The following is an 18,439-nucleotide window of genomic DNA, read 5'->3' on the forward strand; positions in this document are numbered from 1 at the left end:
GACGTCCGTGACCTCCCCCTTCCGCTTGGTGCGCAGCCCCCTTGAACAGCCCGCCCCGCCAGTGCTGGACGAGTACCAGCGGGCGGTGGCCGAGCACGCGGGCGGCCCGCTGCTGGTGCTCGCGGGGCCGGGAACGGGCAAGACCACCACCCTGGTCGAGTCGGTGGTCCGGCGGATCGAACAGGGCACCGATCCCGACAGGATCCTGGTGCTCACCTTCAGCCGCAAGGCCGCGATGGAACTGCGCGACCGGATGACCGCTCGGCTCGGCGCCGGCGGAGCCGTGCCGCAGGCGCCCGGGGTGCCGACGGCGCAGGCGTCTGCGTTCCGGTCGCCGCAGGCGCCTGTGTTCCGGTCGCCGCAGGCGACCACTTTCCACTCCTTCTGCTACGCCCTGCTCCGCGCCCACCAGGACCCGGAGGCGTACGCCGAACCGCTGCGGCTGCTCTCGGGCCCCGAGCAGGACGTGATGGTCCGCGAACTGCTCGCCGGTCACGCCGAGGACGCCAGGCTCGGCGTCGGCGGGATCAGCTGGCCGCTCGACCTGCGTGCCTGCCTCACCACCCGCGGCTTTGCCGACGAGGTCCGCGCCGTGCTCGCCCGAAGTCGTGAACTCGGCCTCGGTGAGGAAGAGTTGGCCCGTTTTGCGGAGGGTGTCCAACGCCCCGACTGGGCCGCGGCCGCACACTTCCTCGCCGACTACCTCGATGTCCTCGACCTGCGCGGAGTCCTCGACTACGCCGAGCTGGTGCACCGCGCCGTCCTGCTCGCCGAGCGTGAGGAGGTGCAGGCCGCGCTGCGCGAGCAGTACGAGGTCGTCTTCGTGGACGAGTACCAGGACACCGACCCCTCCCAGGTCCGGCTGCTGAAGCAACTGGCGGGCGACGGACGCGACCTGATCGCGGTCGGCGACCCGGACCAGTCGATCTACGCCTTCCGCGGCGCCGACATCAACGGGATCCTCGACTTCCCGCAGTCCTTCAGGCAGGCCGACGGCCGGCCCGCCGAGGTCAAGGTCCTGCGGGTCTCCCGGCGCTCAAGCGCGGTACTGCTCGCCGCCGGCCGGGAGCTGGCCCGGCGGATGCCCATGGGCCGCCTGCCCGCCGACAAACTCGCCCAGCACCGGTCACTGCTTCCCTCTCGCGAGGGCGGCCGGGTAGAGGTGTACACCTACCCGACCCCCGGCACCGAGCTCGACAGCATCGCCGACCTGCTCCGCCGCGCCCACCTGGAGGACGGCGTCCCGTGGGGCGAGATGGCTGTCCTCGTCCGTGCCGGGGCGCGCTCGATCCCCGGCGTACGGCGGGCGCTCGCCGCCGCCGGGGTGCCGCTGGAGATCGACGGGGACGACCTGCCGCTGCGGGACGAGCCCGCGGTGGCGCCGCTGCTGCTCGCGCTGCGCGTCTGCGCCGGTCCGGCGGAGGAGTGCACCGCCGAGACCGCCCGCACCCTGCTCACCGGACCGCTCGGCGGACTCGACGGCTCCGATCTGCGCCGCCTCGGGCGCGCCCTGCGTGAGGAGGAGCGCCAGGTCCTGCGGGCGGCCGCCGGGCCGGTGGAGAACGGGACGGGGAACGGACGCGACGCAGACGTAGACGGGGACGCAGACGGGGAAGGGGACGGGGAAGGGGACGGGGACGGAGATGCGGCCGGGGAGGCTGTGGCGAGGGACGGCGCCCCTGCGGTCGCCGGGCCGGGTGCCGGCCTCGGGCGGGCGGCCGTACGGTCCGCCGAGGAGCTGATCAGGGAGGCGCTGGCCGAGCCGGAGCGGCTGGTCGCGATGGAGCCCGCCTATGCGCGGCGCGCCCGCGACCTGGGGATGCTGCTGCGCAAGGTGCGCGAGCTGCTGGCCGGGGGCGGCGGCGCCGAGGAGGCGCTGTGGGAGCTGTGGGACGGCAGCCGCCGCTGGCGCGAGCGGCTGGAGCGGGCAGCGCTGCGCGGCGGCGCGGCCGGCCGCAACGCCGACCGGGACCTGGACGCGCTCTGCGCGCTGTTCGAGACCGCCGCCCGGGCCGAGGAGCAGATCACCGGCCACCGGGGGGCGCTGGACTTCCTGGCCGAGCTGGAGGCCCAGGACATCGCCGCCGACACCCTCACCGTCCGGACCGTCCGCCCGGATGCCGTCCGGCTGATGACCGCGCACCGCTCCAAGGGCCTGGAGTGGCGCCTGGTTGTGGTCGCCGGGGTCCAGGACGGCCTCTGGCCCGACCTGCGCCGCCGAGGCTCACTGCTGGAGGCCGACCGGATCGGTCGGGACGGCCTCGCCGAACCGCTCTCCCCGGCCGCCCTGCTCGGTGAGGAACGCCGGCTCTTCTACGTCGCCGTGACCCGGGCGAAGGAACGGCTGATCGTCACCGCCGTCAAGGCACCCACCGAGGACGGCGACGAACCCTCCCGCTTCCTGCGCGAGCTGTACCGGGAGGAGACCGACCCCAGGACCGGGCGGGTGCGCAGCCGTACCCCGCAGGTCACCGTCGAGGACGTCACCCAGCGGCCGCGCCGACCGCTGTCGGTGCCCGCGCTGGTCGCCGAGCTGCGCGCGGTCACCGTCGACCCCGGGCAGGCCCCAGAGCTGCGCCGGGCCGCCGCCGAACGGCTGGCCGTGCTGGCCGCGGCCGCCGACGAGGAGGGGGCGCCACTGGTCCCCGCCGCCCACCCGGACCGCTGGTGGGGGCTGCTGGACCGGACCGAGTCCGCCGAGCCGCTGCGCGCCCCGGCGGAGCCCGTCCGGCTCTCCGGCAGCGGGCTCGAACAGCTGGAGAGCTGTGCGCTGCAGTGGTTCCTGGACAAGGACGTCAAGGCCGCCGGGACCACCACCGCCGCCCAGGGCTTCGGCAATGTGGTGCACGCACTGGCCGACGAGGTCGGCTCCGGCCGCACCCAGGCCGACCTGGCGGTACTGATGGAGCGTCTGGACACGGTCTGGGACGCGCTGGCCTTCGACGCGCCGTGGAAGTCCCAGCAGGAGAAGGAGCAGGCCAGGGCTGCACTGGAGCGCTTCCTGCACTGGCACGTGCTGGAACGCGACCGGGTCACCGTGGCCACCGAGCACGGCTTCGACCTCACCCTGCCGGTCGGCGGGATCAGCGTCCGGATCCGGGGCTCGATGGACCGGGTCGAGCGGGACGAGGTCGGCCGCGCATACGTGGTCGACTTCAAGACCGGCAAGCAGATCCCCACCGACAAGTCGCTGCCCGAGCACAAGCAGCTGGCCGTCTACCAGCTCGCCGTGCTGGGCGGCGCGCTCGACGGCCTGCCCGGCTTCGAGGACGGCGCCACCTCGGGCGGGGCCGAGCTGGTCCACCTGCGCGAGCCCGCCAAGGGCGATCCGCAGGCCCCGAAGGTCCAGCAGCAGGGCCCGCCGGACGGCGAGCCGTGGATCGAGAACCTGCTCGCCGACGCCGCCGGACGCGTCCTCGCCGAGCGCTTCGTCCCCACCACCGGCGACAACTGCGCCCGCTGCTCGTTCCGCAGCAGCTGCTCGGCCCAGCGGGACGGCCGCCAACTGATCGACTAGCCCTCCGGGGCAAGGACCAACCAGACAGAGCCCCGCGCCCCTGAAGACTTGCCCTTGCTCGTGAGGGGTTTGTCGGCGGTACCGGTTAGGTTGGTCGGCGTGCGTGCCGTGCTCAGTGACCCCGAACAGCTCAAGGAGCTGCTCGGCATCCCCTTCAACCGGGAGCAGATGCAGGCGATCGGCGCGCCGCTGGAGCCTGCCGTGATCGTGGCCGGGGCCGGGTCGGGCAAGACCACGGTGATGGCCGCCCGGGTGGTGTGGCTGGTCGGTTCCGGGGCGGTCCGCCCGGAGGAGGTGCTCGGGCTCACCTTCACCAACAAGGCGGCCGGAGAACTGGCCGAGCGGGTGCGCTCCGCACTGCTGCGAGCCCAGGTCCTGGACGCCGACGAGGACGCACTCGGCGAGCCGGAGATCTCCACCTACCACGCCTTCGCCGGTGGGCTGCTCAAGGAGCACGGCCTGCGGATCGGCATCGAACCGGACGTCCGCCTGCTCGCCGACGCCACCCGCTTTCAGCTGGCCGCCAAGGTGCTGCGCTCCGAGCGCGGGCCCTTTCCCGCCCTGACCGGTGCCTTCTCCGGCCTGGTCGCGGACTTGATCGCCCTCGACGGCGAACTGGCCGAGCACCTGGTCGAGCCCGCCGAACTGCGCGCCTTCGACCAGGGCCTGCTGGACTCGCTGGCCACCGTCAGGCTCAGCAACGACGATCTTCGGGCCGTCCCCGTGACGGCCCGTGCCCGGCTCGAACTGCTCCGGCTGGTCGAGGAGTACCGGCGCCGCAAGCGGGCCGCCGGGCTGATGGACTTCGGCGACCAGATAGCCGCCTCCGCCCGGCTCGCCCAGCAGCGACCGGAGGTCGGCGAGCTGCTGCGCTCCCAGTTCAAGGTGGTGCTGCTCGACGAGTACCAGGACACCTCGGTCGCCCAGCGCCTGATGCTGGCCGGCCTCTTCGGCCAGGCCGAGGGCAGAGTCGGTGCGGGCGGGCATCCCGTCACCGCGGTCGGCGACCCGTGCCAGGCGATCTACGGCTGGCGCGGGGCTTCCGTCGCGAACCTGGACGACTTTCCGATGCACTTCCCTCGTCGCGACGGCACCCCGGCCACCCGCTACGCGCTCAGCGAGAACCGCCGCAGTGGCGGTCGGCTGCTCGCCTTCGCCAACCACCTGGCCGCCCCGCTGCGGGCCATGCACCGGGGCGTCGAGGCGCTGCGCCCGGCGCCGGGCGAGGAGCAGTCGGGCTTCGTGCGCTGCGCCCTGCTCCCCACCCACGCCGAGGAGATCGACTGGCTGGCCGGGTCGATCGCCCACCTGGTCGCCACGGGCACCGCGCCCGGGCGGATCGCCGTGCTGTGCCGGGGCGGCGCGGCCTTCGCGGACATCCATGCCGCGCTGGTGGCCCGGGAGGTTCCGGTCGAGGTGGTGGGCCTCGGCGGGCTGCTCCAGCTGCCAGAGGTGGCCGATCTGGTCGCGGTCTGCGAGGTGCTTCAGGATCCGACGGCCAATGCGTCGCTGGTGCGGCTGCTGATCGGCCCGCGCTGGCGGATCGGCCCACGTGACCTCGCCCTGCTCGGCCGCCGGGCCGCCGAGCTCGTCCGCACCGCCCGCCCCGAGGGCCAGGACGCGCTGAGTGCCGCCGTGGCCGAGACCGACCCGACCGAGGTGGTCTCGCTCGCCGACGCGCTGGAGACCTTCCTGGAGAGCGAGCAGCCCGACCAGCTGCCGTTCTCCGCCGAGGCCCGGGTGCGCTTCGCCCGGCTCGCCCAGGAGATCCGCGAGCTGCGCCGGACGCTCGCCGAACCGCTGATGGACGTCCTGCACCGGGTGCTGGCGGTGACCGGCCTGGAGGTCGAACTGGCTGCCTCCCCGCATGCCCTGGCGGCCCGCCGCCGGGAGACGCTGCACGGCTTCCTGGACGTGGCCGCGGGCTTCGCCGACCTGGACGGCGACCCGGGGCTCTCCGCCTTCCTGGCCTTCCTGCGTGCCGCCCAGGAGTACGAGCGCGGCCTGGACAGCAGCCTGCCCGGCGGCGAGGACACCGTGAAGGTGCTCACGGCGCACAAGTCCAAGGGTCTTGAGTGGGACGTGGTGGCCGTCCCCGGGCTGGTGAAGGACGCCTTCCCGAGCAACAAGGGGCGCGAGCGCTGGACGAGTACGAAGAAGGTGCTCCCGCACGCCCTGCGCGGCGACGCCGCCATCCTGCCCGAGGTCGGGAAATGGGCGCCCAAGGAGATCGGGATCTTCAAGAAGGCGATGGCCGAGCACTCCGCCACCGAGGAACTGCGCCTCGGCTACGTCGCGTTCACCCGCCCGCGCTCGCTGCTGCTGGCCTCGGGCCACTGGTGGGGGCCCAGCCAGAAGCGGCGGCGCGGCCCGTCCGCCTTCCTGAAGGAGCTGCGCGCGCACTGCGAGCAGCCGGGCTGCGGCGAGGTCGAGCAGTGGGCCGAGCCGCCGCTGCCGGATGCCGGGAACCCGGCGCTGTCCGCCTCCGTGGAGACCCCGTGGCCGCTGCCGCTGGACCCGGCCGCACAGGCTGCCCGCCGCCGGGTCGCCGAGGTGGTCCAGCGCCGTCTGGCAGGTGAACCGGCCCCGCAGGACGAGGAGTTGGGTGCGGAGGCGGAGCGCCAGGTGGCCTCCTGGGACCGTGACCTGACCGCGCTGCTGGGGGAGTTGGAGCGGTCCAGGCGTTCGGTGCGCGAGGTCCCGCTGCCGGCCTCGATGTCCGCGTCCCAGCTGATGCGGCTGGCCGCCGACCCGGACGGCTTCGCCCGTGAACTGGCCCGCCCGATGCCCCGTCCGCCGCAGCCTGCCGCTCGCCGGGGTACCCGCTTCCATGCCTGGGTGCAGTCCAGGATCGAGCCGCTGATGCTGATCGAGCCCGGAGACCTGCCCGGGGCGGACGAGGACGGGATCGAGGACGAGCGCGACCTGGAGCGGCTCAAGCAGGCGTTCCTGCGCAGCCCGTACGCGGCCCGGACGCCGTACCGGGTCGAGGCACCCTTCCAACTGGTGCTCGCGGGGCGGGTGGTGCGCGGCCGGATCGACGCGGTGTACCGGGAGCGTGACGGTGGCTCAGGGTCACCGGGCGTGCCACGTTACGAGGTCGTGGACTGGAAGACCCATCGGGACGAGACGGCCGACCCGCTGCAACTCGCCATCTACCGGGTGGCCTGGGCGGAACAGGCGGGTGTCGATCTGGAGCAGGTCACGGCTTCGTTCCTGTACGTCCGCAGCGGCCGGGTCGTAAAACCGTCAGGACTTCCTGACCGAAAAGAGTTGACCAGGCTCCTGATCGGGAATAGTGAAGAATGAGTCACGCAGGGCATCCAAGTCGTCACAGGACCGTGCGAAACCTGTGCGCTGTGCACTTTTCGCGCCTATTGTGGGGTCGGTAACCGGTCACCCCCTGTTCTCCGGCCGCCGACGAGGACGAAGTTCCTGACCCTCTGTCATCACCGCAGGTGTCCCCCGGCACCGGCCACCTTCTGCTGGAGAGACCGAAGTTGAGCGCGACCGGATGGATCAGAGAGCGGCTTGCGGGGCCGGTCCCGGGAGCCGTTCCAGGTACCGTCACCGGCACCTGGCCGAAGACCGCCCTGGCGCTGCCGTTCATCGGCATGCTGCTGGTGGTCTCCCTCGACTACTTCAGCAACAGCACGGTGACGGTCGAACCGGCCCTCACCGCCGTGCCCGCGCTGGCCGCCGTGGTCAGCAGGCGCACCTGGTACCCGCTGCTGATCGGCCTCTTCACCGAGGTCGCGGCCTTCCTGATGGCGATCTACAACGACGTGCTCGGCGAGTCCGTGCACAGCGCCACCGTCTTCGCCATCGCCCTGGTCGCCTGTATCGGCTCGGTCAGTGCGACGCTGCGGCTGCGGCAGGAGAAAGCCCTCGCCGACGCCCAGTTGGTGGCCGAGATCGCCAGACGTGTGCTGCTGCGCTCCGTCCCCGACCGGGTCGGCAGCGTCCGGGCCGCCGTCCACTACGCGGCCGCCGCCGCGCACGCCAGGATCGGCGGGGACCTGTACGAGGTGGTCAACACCCGGCACGGGGTGCGGGCCGTGGTCGGTGACGTCCGGGGGAAGGGGCTCAACGCGGTGGAGACGGCGGCTGCCGTCCTCGGCGCGTTCCGTGAGGCCGCCCACCAGGAGCCCGAGCTGGCCAAGGTCGCGGGCTGGCTGGCCGTCAGCCTGGACCGGGCCCTGCACGAGAACGACCACCCCGGGGTGGAGGAGGAGTTCGTCACCCTCGTCCTGATCGGGGTCGGGCCGGACGGCATCGCGGAGATCGTCAACTGCGGGCACCCGGCGCCGCTGCTGCTGCGGGCCGGCGAGCCGGTGCGGCCGCTGGAGCTGAAGGAGACCGTGCCGCCGCTCGGCGTGCTCGATCCGGCGGATGTCCGGCCGCCGGTGCACCGGGTGCGGGTGCATCCGGGCGACCGGGTGCTGCTCTTCACCGACGGTGTGATCGAGGCCCGCGACCACTGGGGCGTCTTCTACCCCCTCGCCGAACGCCTCCCGCAGGTCGCCGTCGGCAGCCCGGTCGAAGTCCTGGACCGGATCCACGAGGACGTCGTCCGCCACGTCGGCCGCAAGCTCGGCGACGACGCGGCCATGCTCCTCCTCCAGTACGAGCCCACCGGCCACCACCTCCCGCACCAGCCCGGTCAGCAGACTGTCACCCCGGTCTGACACTTCGGGGCAAGCGGGTGGCTCCTCAGGGGGCGGGGCTCCACTTGATCAACTACGTGCGCGAACAACCCCCTGTGGCGGGAGCCTTGGCACCCGATCGGCCATGCACCACCCGGAGCCCCGCGCCCCTGACGGCTCACCCTTGCTCTAAAGGCTCACCTCGACGATCAGGGGGCGGTGGTCGGAGACCGTGGCGCGTGGGGCCGAGGCCGGGCCGACGGCGGTGCGGGGGACGCCGATCGCCAGCACGTGGTCGAACTGGACGGCCGGGTTGTGCGAGGGGTAGGTCGGGGTCCTCGCCAGGTCGTACCAGCCCTGGAGGCGCGGGCGCGGCTCCCGTACCCGCCGTCGCCGCAGTCCGGGCTGGGCCGCGCGAATGCGCCGGGCCGCCTGGAGGTCCCGCCGCCGCAGTCGCTCGGACCGGCGCTCGCGTGCGCTCTCGCGGTCGAGCGCGGTGGCGCTGCCGAGCACGGTGCGGGGCATCGCGCCGATCAGGTTGAAGTCGCCGAGGACCAGGTACGGCTTCGGCAGGTCGGCGATCCAGCGGCGGATCGCGGCGAGTTGGGCCATGTTCCAGCCGGGCACGAAGGACAGGTGGGTGGCCACCACGGTGAACGGCCCGCGCTCGCCCTCCAGGACCGCGGCCAGCGCGGCCCGCGGCTCGTCCGGAACGGGCGTCAGCCCGCGCCGCCCGGCCACCCGCAGCGGCAGCCCGAACGGCGCGGGCGCGAACCTGCGCGCGCGCCAGTGCTGCACCGGTAGCCGGGTGAGCAGGGCGGTGCCGTACGAGGGCAGGTCGGTGGCCGTTTCGAGCGCGGTGGGCCCGTAGACCTGGAGGCCCGGGACGGCGGGGTTGGGCAGCCAGCCTGCCACCGGGGCGGGCCGGCCGTGCAGCGCGGCGGCGAAGCGCCAGTCGGCCGCGCCCATCGCCTTGGCGGCCGCGGCGGTCTGGTCCACCAGGCCGGAGCGCTCCTGGTAGCGGTCGACCTCCTGGAGCGCGAGCACGTCCGCGCCCAGTCCGGCGATCGCCTCGCCCAGGGGATCGGCGGCCTCGGGCGGGTAGGGCAGCGGGCTGCCGTCGGCGGCCAGGGGCTGACCGTGCAACAGATTGAAGGTGGCGATGCGCAGCTGGCTCACACCGTACGACGGTACCGGCTGTGCTTGAGTGGGAGGGGCATACCGGGTATACATACCGAGTATGTCCATCCGTCACGGCCTGCTCGCCCTGCTCGACCAGGGCCCGCGCTACGGCTACCAGCTCCGCATCGAGTTCGAGGCCCGTACGGGCGCCACCTGGCCGCTGAATGTCGGTCAGGTCTACACCACCCTGGGCCGTCTGGAACGGGACGGCCTGGTGGCGCCGCACGGCGAGGACGAGGAGGGGCACCTGTTCTATGCCGTCACTGATGCCGGACGCGCGGAACTGCGCAGTTGGTTCGAGACGCCGGTGCCCAGGAACAGTCCGCCGCGCGACGAACTGGCGATCAAGCTGGCGATGGCGGTGACCGTCCCCGGGGTGGATGTCGCCGCAGTGGTCCAGTCCCAGCGCCGCCACAGCATGAAGGCGCTCCAGGACTACACCCGGCTCAAGGGCCAGGCGCTCAATGGCGACACGGGCCGCCAGGACGACCTGGCCTGGCTGCTGGTCCTGGAGCAGCTGATCTTCCAGACCGAGGCCGAGATCCGCTGGCTGGACCACTGCGAGACCCGCCTGGCCACGTACCGCCCGGGATCGCCGAGCTCCGAGCCGGCGCCGAGCGCCGAGCGCAGATCGGCCGGGCCGAAGCGGCGCAGCCAGCTCTAAGGCCGACCGGCAACAAGGAGCGCCGCGACGCCGCGGGCCCTATTGCCGGTCGGTCTAAATCAACAGAACAAGCCATTGCAGGGGGAAAGTTGAGTACAACTCAGTCGGCCGGCGTGCAGCCGGACGCCGGAGAGCGGACGCCGGTGCTGCACCTGGCGGACATCACTCGAGTGCATGGCCAGGGCGCTGCCGAGGTGCAGGCCCTTCGGGGGATCGACCTGCGGGTGTACCCGGGCGAACTGGTCGCCGTGATGGGCCCGTCGGGCTCGGGGAAGTCCACCCTGCTGACTCTGGCCGGGGGTCTTGACACCCCGAGCAGCGGCGAGGTGCTGGTCGAGGGCGTCGTCCTGGGCGGGCTCTCCCGCAAGCGCCTTGCCCAGGTCCGGCGCCGCTCGATCGGCTATGTCTTCCAGGACTACAACCTGATACCGGCGTTGACCGCGGCCGAGAACATCGCGCTGCCGCGTGAACTGGACGGTGTCTCCAGCCGTTCGGCTCGCCGGGAGGCGCTGGTGGCGCTGGAGGAGCTGGGCATCGCCGAACTGGCGGACCGATTTCCCGACGACATGTCGGGCGGGCAGCAGCAGCGCGTCGCCATCGCCCGTGCCCTGATCGGCGACCGCCGCCTGGTCCTCGCCGACGAGCCGACCGGAGCGCTGGACTCCACCACCGGGGAGGCGGTCCTCGCCGTACTGCGGGCCCGCTGCGATGCGGGTGCGGCCGGGGTGATGGTCACCCACGAGGCCAGGCACGCCGCCTGGGCGGATCGCGTGATCTTCCTGCGCGACGGCCGGATGGTCGACGAGACCGTCAGCCAGGACGCCGCCAGCCTGCTCGTCACCTCCGCCACCAACAGTGCGAAGGGGACGGAGTGAAGCTCAGCGCCTGGCGGGTGGCCCTGCGCATCGCCCGCCGCGACGCCCTGCGTGCCAAGGGTCGTAGTGCTCTGGTCATCGCCATGATCGCGCTGCCGGTCCTCGGTGTGACCGGTGCCGACGTGATCTACCGCAGTTCCGAACTGACCCCGCAGGAGAAGGCCGTCCGGCTGATGGGCTCCTCGGACGCCCTGGTCTCGGTGTACGGGCGGGGGGTGACCGTGCTCCAGCCGCCGTCGGCCGACGGCGGCGCCTACGTCGACTCGCCGCGCCAGGGCACCAAGCCCACACCCGAGCAGCGCCGGAGCCTGGAGACCGACCCGGAAGCGCTGATCGGGGAACTGCTTCCCAAGGGTTCCGTGCTGACTCCGGTGCTCCGGGGCACCGGCGCGCTGGCGACCAGCCGGGACGGCCAACTGCGCGCCGATACCGCCGAAGCCGATCTCACCGACCCGATCTGGCGCGGCAAGCTCGACGTGGTCGGGGGCCGCGCCCCGAGCGCACCCCAGGAGGTGGCCGCCACCAAGGCGTTCCTCGACCAGTCCGGCCTCAAGCTGGGCGACACCACCGCCGTGCGCGGCCTGGAAGCCAAGCCCTACACCATCACCGCCGTCGCCGAGTACCCGGGAGAACTGGGCATCATCCAGTTGATCGGCCGCCCCGGCGCGCTGATCGAGCCGATGGACAAGGCCCTCGGCCAGCCCTCGCCCGCGGAGCGCGGCGGCCCGTTGGGCGGCGGGAGTTGGCTGGTCAGGCTGCCGGCCGGGGCCGTGCTCGACTGGCCGGCGGTGCTGGGGATGAACAAGTACGGCTTCATGGCCGCCTCGCGCAGCGTGGCGCTCTCTCCGCCACCGCGCTCCGAGGTGCCGTACTACGCCAGGCAGGATCAGTACGGCAGCGACAGGGCCCTGAGCAAGACCACCCTCATCGTCGCCGGAACGGCGGCCGGGATGGCACTGCTGGAGATCGTGCTGCTCGCGGGCCCGGCCTTCGCCGTGGGGGCCAGGCGCTCCCGGCGGCAGCTCGGGCTGCTCGCGGCGGGGGGTGGCGACCGTTCGCACGTACGGGCCGTCGTCCTCGGCGGTGGCGTCGTACTCGGCCTGGCCGGTGCGGTCGTCGGAGTGGTGCTCGCCGTCCTGGTGACCGCTGCCACCCGCCCATGGGTGGAGGAAGCGGCCTCCAGTCGCTTCGGCCACTTCGCGCTACAGCCGCTCGACCTGCTCGGGGTCGCCGCGCTCGGCCTGGTCACTGGCCTGCTGGCGGCCGTTGTCCCGGCCGTCCAGGCGTCCCGGCAGGACGTGGTGGAGGCGCTGACCGGCCGTGGCTCGATCCGGCGCGCCAGCCGCAGGCTTGCCCTGGTCGGTCTGCTGATGGTGGCCGGCGGCGGGGCGCTCGCCCTGTTCGGAGCGGCCGGCGGTCAGGGCGTACTGGCGGTGCTCGGCGGCTCGATGATCGCCGAACTCGGGGTGGTGGTCTGCACCCCGATGCTGGTCGGCATGTTCGGGCGGCTCGGCCGCCGGCTGCCGCTCAGCCCCCGGCTCGCGCTGCGCGACGCCGTACGCCACCGGGGCCGTACCGCACCCGCGGTGGCCGCAGTGATGGCGGCGGTGGCCGGTTCGGTCGCCGTCGGGATCTACCAGGCCAGCCACGATCAGCAGCAGCGGAACAACTACGAGGCCGCCCTGCCGAGCGGGGCGGTGGTGCTCAGCCTCGACGAGCAGACGGCCGCGGGGGCCACGGTGGCGCAGTCCGCCGTCGAGAAGTCGGTCTCCGGACTCGGCAGCCGGGGAGACGTCTACCGGACCGGGTACGGCGCGGCGTGCGCAACGAACGGCGGCGCCTGCGGCTACGCCATGGTGATCCTCCCCAAGGAGCGCCAGTGCCCGGCCACCGACCCCGACAACACCCGGCTCAGCGAGGCCGAGTACAACCGGATCTACGAGTCGGACCCGCGCTGCCAGGAGCACCACTACCCGCGCTTCGGGCCGTTCGGTGCCCTGCCCGCCGGTGACGCCTCGGTGCTGCGCAACCTTCTCGGGGTCCAGGACCAGCAGGCCGCGCAGGCACTCACCCAGGGCAAGGCGGTGGTCTTCGACCCCGCCTACCTCAAGGACGGCCGGATCACCATCCTGCTGACCGAGCCGAGCACGGGCAAGGGCGCGTACCTGCCCCAGATCGGCGCGGACGGGACCATCGCCGCCCCGCCGAAGCCCGTCAGCCGGAAGATCACCGTGGAGGCCGTGGCGGCCACCTCACCGACGCCCAACGCCACCGCCCTGCTCACCCCGCAGACCGCCCAGCAGCTCGGGATGACCGTCGCACCGACCGGCTCGGTCTGGATTCCGGACGCCGCCCCGAGCAGTTCCGCCGAGCAGCGGGCGACCGCCGCCCTCGGCAAGGTCGCGAAATCCGCCCACCTCCAGGTGGAGCGCGGCTACCAGTCCAGGCTGGGTGCGATCGGCCTCGCGCTGACCGGTTTCGCCGCGCTGGTCGCGCTCGGCGCGGCCGGGATCGCCACCGGACTGGCCGCCGCCGACTCCCAGCGCGACCTGGCGACCCTGGCGGCGGTCGGCGCCAACGGCGGTATCCGCCGACGGCTCTCCGGCTTCCAGTGCGGGGTGATCGCGGCGATGGGTGCCGCGATGGGCGCGGTCGCCGGAGCCGTGCCGGCGATCGCGCTCCGCCTGGTCGCCGGGCGGAGCAGCACGGACGGGACGGTGATCGCCATCCCCTGGCTCAACATCGGGCTCACGCTGCTCGTCCTGCCCGCCCTGGCGACCCTGCTGGCGATGCTCTTCAGCCGCTCCCGGCTGGGCGTGCTCCGCCGGACCGCCTGATCACGGCCTCCGCTCCCTCCCGCCTCTCGCGGTGTCCCCGACGGGGACCGGCGAAGCGCGGGGAGGGAGCGGAGGTCACGGCGTTCTCGCGCCGATCAGTGTCGGCTGCCCGGTGGCGGGCAGCCCAGGAGGTGACGGAGGTTACTGACTTGGTGCTCGGACGTCGTGGGCACGCACCCGCATGGGCGAACTAAAGTCGTCCGTATGACGAAAACCCCGGACAGCGTCGTCCGCTCCTACATCGACCAGCACCAGGCCGCGTTCCTCCAGGATCTCGCCGACTGGCTGAGCATCCCGTCCGTCTCCGCCGACCCGGACCGTGCCTCGGACGTCCGCCGCTCGGCCGAGTGGCTGGCCGCGAAGCTGACCGAGACCGGGTTCCCGGTGGCGGAGGTCTGGGAGACCGACGGCCTGCCCGCCGTCTTCGCCGAGTGGCCCTCCGGGGATTCGTCAGCCCCCACCGTGCTGGTGTACGGGCACCACGATGTGCAGCCCGCCGCCAAGGAGGACGGCTGGGCGACCGAGCCCTTCGAGCCGACCGTGGTCGGCAAGCAGCTGTTCGCCCGGGGCGCGGCGGACGACAAGGGGCAGGTCTTCTTCCACACCCTGGGCGTACGGGCGCACCTGGCGGCCACCGGCCGTACCGCGCCCGCCGTCAACCTCAAGCTGCTGATCGAGGGCGAGGAGGAGTCCGGCTCGCCGAACTTCGCCGAGCTGGTCCGCCGCGAGGCAGCACGGCTCGCCGCCGACGTGGTGATCATCTCCGACACCGGTATGTGGGCCGAGGACACCCCGACCGTCTGCACCGGTATGCGCGGTCTGGCCGACGCCCAGATCGACCTGTACGGCCCGGACACCGACATCCACTCCGGCTCCTTCGGCGGCGCCGTCCCCAACCCGGCCGACGTCGCGGCGTCGCTCGCCGCGGCCCTGCACGACGCCGACCGCAAGGTGGCCGTCCCCGGTTTCTACGACGGCATCGTCGAGCTGACCGAGCGGGAGCGCGAGCTCTTCGCCGAGCTGCCCTTCAACGAGGCGCAGTGGCTGAAGGTCGCCAAGTCGTACGGCACCCAGGGCGAGGCCGGGTACAGCACCCTGGAGCGGACCTGGGCCCGGCCGACCGCCGAGGTCAACGGCATCTGGGGCGGTTACACGGGCCCCGGCGGCAAGACCATCGTCCCGGCTCAGGCGCACCTCAAGCTCTCCTTCCGGCTGGTGGCCGGTCAGGAGATCGAGAAGGTCCAGGAGGCCGTCCGCGAGTGGGTGGCCGCACAGGTGCCCGCGGGCATCCGCTACGAGCTGGTCTTCCCCGGCGCCACCCGGCCGTGCCTGACGCCGCTGGACCACCCGGCGCTGCAGTCCACCGTCCGGGCGATGGGGCGGGCGTTCGAGAAGAAGATCCTCTTCACCCGTGAGGGTGGTTCGGGGCCGGCCGCCGACCTCCAGGACGTGCTGGGCGCACCGGTGCTCTTCCTGGGCATCTCGGTGCCCTCGGACGGCTGGCACTCGGTCAACGAGAAGGTCGAGCTGGACCTGCTGGCCAAGGGTGTGGAGACCGCCGCGTACCTCTGGGGCGACCTGGCCGAGAACTGGCTCCAGGCGTGAGCCTGGGGCCCGCCGAGGCCACCCGCCCGCCAATGACAACCAGAACGGGGATGGACCGAGTTGAGCACCGTGCCTGATACCAAGCCTCTCGCCCTGGCTCGCGCCGGGGTGGACCGCGCCGCCCAGCACCGCTTCGACGAGCCGTGGCTGGCGGCGGCCTGGAGCCACCCGAGCACCAAGGTGCTGCCGATCTCGGGCGGCGAGGCCTTCGTGGTCGACACCGAGCTGGGCACCGAGCTGGTGCTGCTGCCCTCCTTCGAGGCGCCGCAGACCGGCGACCGGTACTTCCTCGGTACCGACGAGGACGGGACTTCGTACTTCGCCCTGGCCGGTGAGAGCCTGCCGGGGCGGCTGGACGGCGACGCCCGCCCGGCCGGACTGCGCGAGGTCGGCGGGCTCCTCTCGGACCGCGACTCCGGGCTGCTGGTGCACGCGGTCGCGCTGGAGCACTGGCACCGGCTGCACAGCTTCTGCTCGCGCTGCGGCCATGCGACCGAGAAGGCCGGGGCCGGACACGTGCGGCGCTGCACCTCCTGCGCCGCGGAGCACTACCCGCGGACCGACCCGGCGGTGATCATGCTGATCACCGACGAGCAGGACCGCTGTCTGCTGGGCCGTCAGGCGATCTGGCCGGAGGGCCGCTGGTCCACGCTGGCCGGCTTCGTCGAGCCGGGCGAGTCGCTGGAGCAGGCGGTGGCGCGGGAGGTCCTCGAGGAGGCAGGGGTCCGGGTCGCCGAGGTCGAGTACGTGGCCAGCCAGCCGTGGCCCTTCCCGGCCAGCCTGATGCTGGGCTTCATGGGGAAGGCCGCGCCGGGGGGCACCGCGATCACCGTGGACGGCGAGGAACTGGCCGAGGCGCGCTGGTTCTCCCGCGATGAACTGCGGGCCGGAATGGCTGCGGGGGAGATCCTGCAGCCGTCCGGAATTTCGATTGCCCGCCACCTGGTCGAACTCTGGTACGGGGAGCCGCTGCCGGCGGCGTCCCGCTGGTAGTTCGTCCGGCAGCACATCCGGTGGTTCGCCGGGCGGATCGCCTCGCGGCCCATTGATCGGGTGCGAATAGGGGGCGTGCGGCTATCCGCTGCACGCCCCTTTGGCTTTTATTGTCGGATTAATTTGATCCGGTCCCTGATCGAATGCCTGATCGGGTCCGATGGATTCCGACCGGGCGGGTCAGGGCAGCCCGAGCCAGCAGCTGATGGTCTTCCCGCTCAGCCGGGTAGTGACCGTCCACTGCTCGCAGAGCGTGGTGACGATGGTCAGGCCCCGGCCGGTGGAGTCCTCCTCCCCGGCCTCGCGGACCTGGGGCAGCTCGCGGCCGAAGTCCGCCACGGAGATCTGCAGGGCGGTGTCGGTGAGCGCCAGGGTGATCGAGATCGCGCCCCTGCCGTACCGCACCGCGTTGGTGACCAGCTCGGAGACCACCAGCTGAGCGGTGTCGGCGAGCGCGCCGGCACCCCAGGCGGCCAGCGCGGTGCCGGTCAGCAGACGGGCCCGGCCGACATTGCGCGGCTGGGGCGGGAAGGTGGCCGTGACCGACCATGCGCCGCGATCGGCGGCTTCGAGCGCGCGCCCCGGCCGCTGCTGCGCACCGTCCGGGCCGGTGCGTTGCCGTTCGGCCTCACGTGCGTTGTACAGGTGCGCGGAACTGGTTACGGGCATGGATCCGCCCCCGGTGTGCTGGTTGGAATACGGCGCCGGATTTGGCGACGATGTCGCCGAACGACCGCAATCGTTCTGGTTGGGATCAGTCTCGGAATCCCCAATCCCGGCCAATATTGGCCGGTTTCGCTGAAATGGCGCAAGCCCTATCGCTACATTCACTCGGGTGACAATCCCACGGGGCAGTGCCCAATCACCCAAGTACCAGCGCCTGGCCGCCGATCTGCGCCGCCGCATTGCGGCCGGGGAGTGGCAGAGCGATGTCCCGCTCCCGGTCGAGGGAGAGCTTGAGCAGCAGTACGGCGTGGCCCGCAACACCGTCCGTCTGGCGGTCGACGTGCTGGTCAACGAGGGCAGGCTGGTGCGCCTCCAGGGCAAGGGGACCTTCCTCAAGGACCACCCGGTGCTGGACCACCGGGTCTACGGCCCCGCGCTCGCCCCCGGCCTGCCGGACTGCCTGACCGCACCTTCCGAGGTCTACCCGGAAGAGGCACAGTCGGCGGGGCGCCGGTTGACGGTGGACTTCGAGATGCTGATCGTCCGGGCCAGGGTGGACATCGCCGAGCGGCTCGGGATGCGGCCCGGCGAGGCGGTGGTGGTCCGCCGTCAGCTGCGGCTGATGGACCGTGAGCCGTACTCGATCGAGGAGAGCCACTACCGGGCCGGGCTGGCCGCCGGTACGCCGCTGATGGAGCCCGACCCGGTGCCGGGCGGGGACGAGTCGGTGCTGGCCGCGCTCGGTCGCACCGAGGTCGGTGCGGTGGACCACCTGGTCTCGCGGATGCCGGGGCCCGAGGAGTCGGCCTGGTTCCAGGGCGGGCCCGGTGTGCCGCTGCTGGTGCAGAGCAGGGTGACGTACGACCGGCGAGGGCCGGTCCGGGTCGTCGAGACCCGCTACTCGGCGGACCGCTGCCGCCTGGTGTACGCGCTCGGCGAGCTGGAGGCCCGCCCGGTGCCCGAGCCGCACGAGGACGGCCCCGGACCCGAAGGGGCCGGGGCCGTCGCCGAGATGATCCCGGGTCAGCCCGCCAGGGCGGCCTGCACCTGACGCAGGCTCGGGTTGGTCATCACGACCTGCTCGCCGCCGCCGACCGGCTGGACCAGCACGGTCGGCACGGTCTGGTTGCCGTTGTTCACCGACTCGACGAAGGACGCCGAGGACGGGTCCTCCTCGATGTTGATCTCGGTGTAGCCGATGCCCTCGCGGTCCAGCTGGCTCTTCAGACGGTTGCAGTATCCGCACCAGGTCGTGCTGTACATCGTGACGCTGCCGGACATGGGCGATGGGCTCCTTCGGAGAGGGGGCGTGCGGTCTGTGACGAGAACGTACGGAGTGCTTCCGTCATTCCTCGTGCGCCCGGCGTGCGATTCAGCACGCGCGCCGGTTTGGCGGGGCGATGCCCCGCCTCCGGGGTGATTATCTGCTCAGCCCACTGAGCCTGTGGACAACC

12 protein-coding genes are annotated in these 18,439 nt (G+C 72.7%); 9 read left to right on the forward strand and 3 right to left on the reverse strand.

The genetic code is table 11. The annotated features are described in order from the left end of the window. Positions 1–7 precede the first annotated feature (7 nt). The 3 genes from P3T39_RS01005 to P3T39_RS01015 all read left to right on the forward strand — a co-directional run bounded on the left by P3T39_RS01005 (position 8) and on the right by P3T39_RS01015 (position 8,205). Complete coding sequence (locus P3T39_RS01005) at positions 8–3,517, forward strand: ATP-dependent DNA helicase (RefSeq protein ID WP_280695284.1); 3,510 nt, start codon at positions 8–10, stop codon at positions 3,515–3,517. Positions 3,518–3,616: 99 nt separating this feature from the next. Further along, a complete protein-coding gene (locus tag P3T39_RS01010) occupies positions 3,617–6,826 on the forward strand; it encodes an ATP-dependent DNA helicase (RefSeq protein WP_280695285.1) in 3,210 nt (1,069 codons plus the stop codon). 191 nt (positions 6,827–7,017) lie between these two features. Continuing rightward, positions 7,018–8,205 (forward strand): PP2C family protein-serine/threonine phosphatase, encoded by a 1,188-nt coding sequence (locus P3T39_RS01015; protein ID WP_280695286.1) that lies wholly within the window; start codon positions 7,018–7,020, stop codon positions 8,203–8,205. 147 nt (positions 8,206–8,352) lie between these two features. On the opposite strand, the gene P3T39_RS01020 is transcribed toward P3T39_RS01015, so the two are convergent. Beyond that, complete coding sequence (locus P3T39_RS01020; RefSeq protein WP_280695287.1) at positions 8,353–9,342, reverse strand: endonuclease/exonuclease/phosphatase family protein; 990 nt, start codon at positions 9,340–9,342, stop codon at positions 8,353–8,355. Positions 9,343–9,403: 61 nt separating this feature from the next. Here P3T39_RS01020 and P3T39_RS01025 point away from each other — a divergent pair, with 61 nt between their 5' ends. The 5 genes from P3T39_RS01025 (at position 9,404) to nudC (ending at position 16,319) form a co-directional block, all read left to right on the forward strand. Beyond that, positions 9,404–10,009, forward strand: coding sequence for a PadR family transcriptional regulator (locus P3T39_RS01025; protein WP_280695288.1), 606 nt, complete (start codon positions 9,404–9,406; stop codon positions 10,007–10,009). An 89-nt stretch (positions 10,010–10,098) separates the two neighbouring features. After that, the gene (locus tag P3T39_RS01030; RefSeq protein WP_280695289.1) at positions 10,099–10,884 is read left to right on the forward strand and encodes an ABC transporter ATP-binding protein; all 786 of its coding nucleotides are present in this window, start codon (positions 10,099–10,101) and stop codon (positions 10,882–10,884) included. Beyond that, complete coding sequence (locus P3T39_RS01035; protein WP_280695290.1) at positions 10,881–13,721, forward strand: FtsX-like permease family protein; 2,841 nt, start codon at positions 10,881–10,883, stop codon at positions 13,719–13,721. The genes P3T39_RS01030 and P3T39_RS01035 overlap by 4 nt, the downstream gene beginning before the upstream one ends. Positions 13,722–13,925: 204 nt before the next feature. Next, the gene (locus P3T39_RS01040) at positions 13,926–15,326 is read left to right on the forward strand and encodes a dipeptidase (protein WP_280695291.1); all 1,401 of its coding nucleotides are present in this window, start codon (positions 13,926–13,928) and stop codon (positions 15,324–15,326) included. A gap of 69 nt (positions 15,327–15,395) precedes the next feature. Beyond that, entirely contained in the window at positions 15,396–16,319 is a 924-nt protein-coding gene (gene nudC, locus P3T39_RS01045; protein WP_280695292.1) for an NAD(+) diphosphatase, read from the forward strand. Between the two features lie 180 nt (positions 16,320–16,499). Here nudC and P3T39_RS01050 read toward each other — a convergent pair whose 3' ends face one another. Next, the gene (locus P3T39_RS01050) at positions 16,500–16,988 is read right to left on the reverse strand and encodes an ATP-binding protein (protein ID WP_280695293.1); all 489 of its coding nucleotides are present in this window, start codon (positions 16,986–16,988) and stop codon (positions 16,500–16,502) included. Between the two features lie 166 nt (positions 16,989–17,154). On the opposite strand from P3T39_RS01050, the gene P3T39_RS01055 reads away from it, so the two are divergent. Continuing rightward, positions 17,155–18,036 carry a GntR family transcriptional regulator gene (locus P3T39_RS01055; RefSeq protein WP_280695294.1) on the forward strand — a complete coding sequence of 294 codons (882 nt, stop codon included), beginning with the start codon at positions 17,155–17,157 and terminating at the stop codon, positions 18,034–18,036. On the opposite strand, the gene P3T39_RS01060 is transcribed toward P3T39_RS01055, so the two are convergent. Further along, positions 18,009–18,266, reverse strand: coding sequence for a mycoredoxin (locus P3T39_RS01060; protein ID WP_280695296.1), 258 nt, complete (start codon positions 18,264–18,266; stop codon positions 18,009–18,011). The two genes, P3T39_RS01055 and P3T39_RS01060, sit on opposite strands and share 28 nt — an antisense overlap. Between the last annotated feature and the right edge of the window lie 173 nt (positions 18,267–18,439).

The sequence above is a fragment of the Kitasatospora sp. GP82 genome, from assembly GCF_029892105.1.
Taxonomy (GTDB): Bacteria; Actinomycetota; Actinomycetes; order Streptomycetales; family Streptomycetaceae; genus Kitasatospora.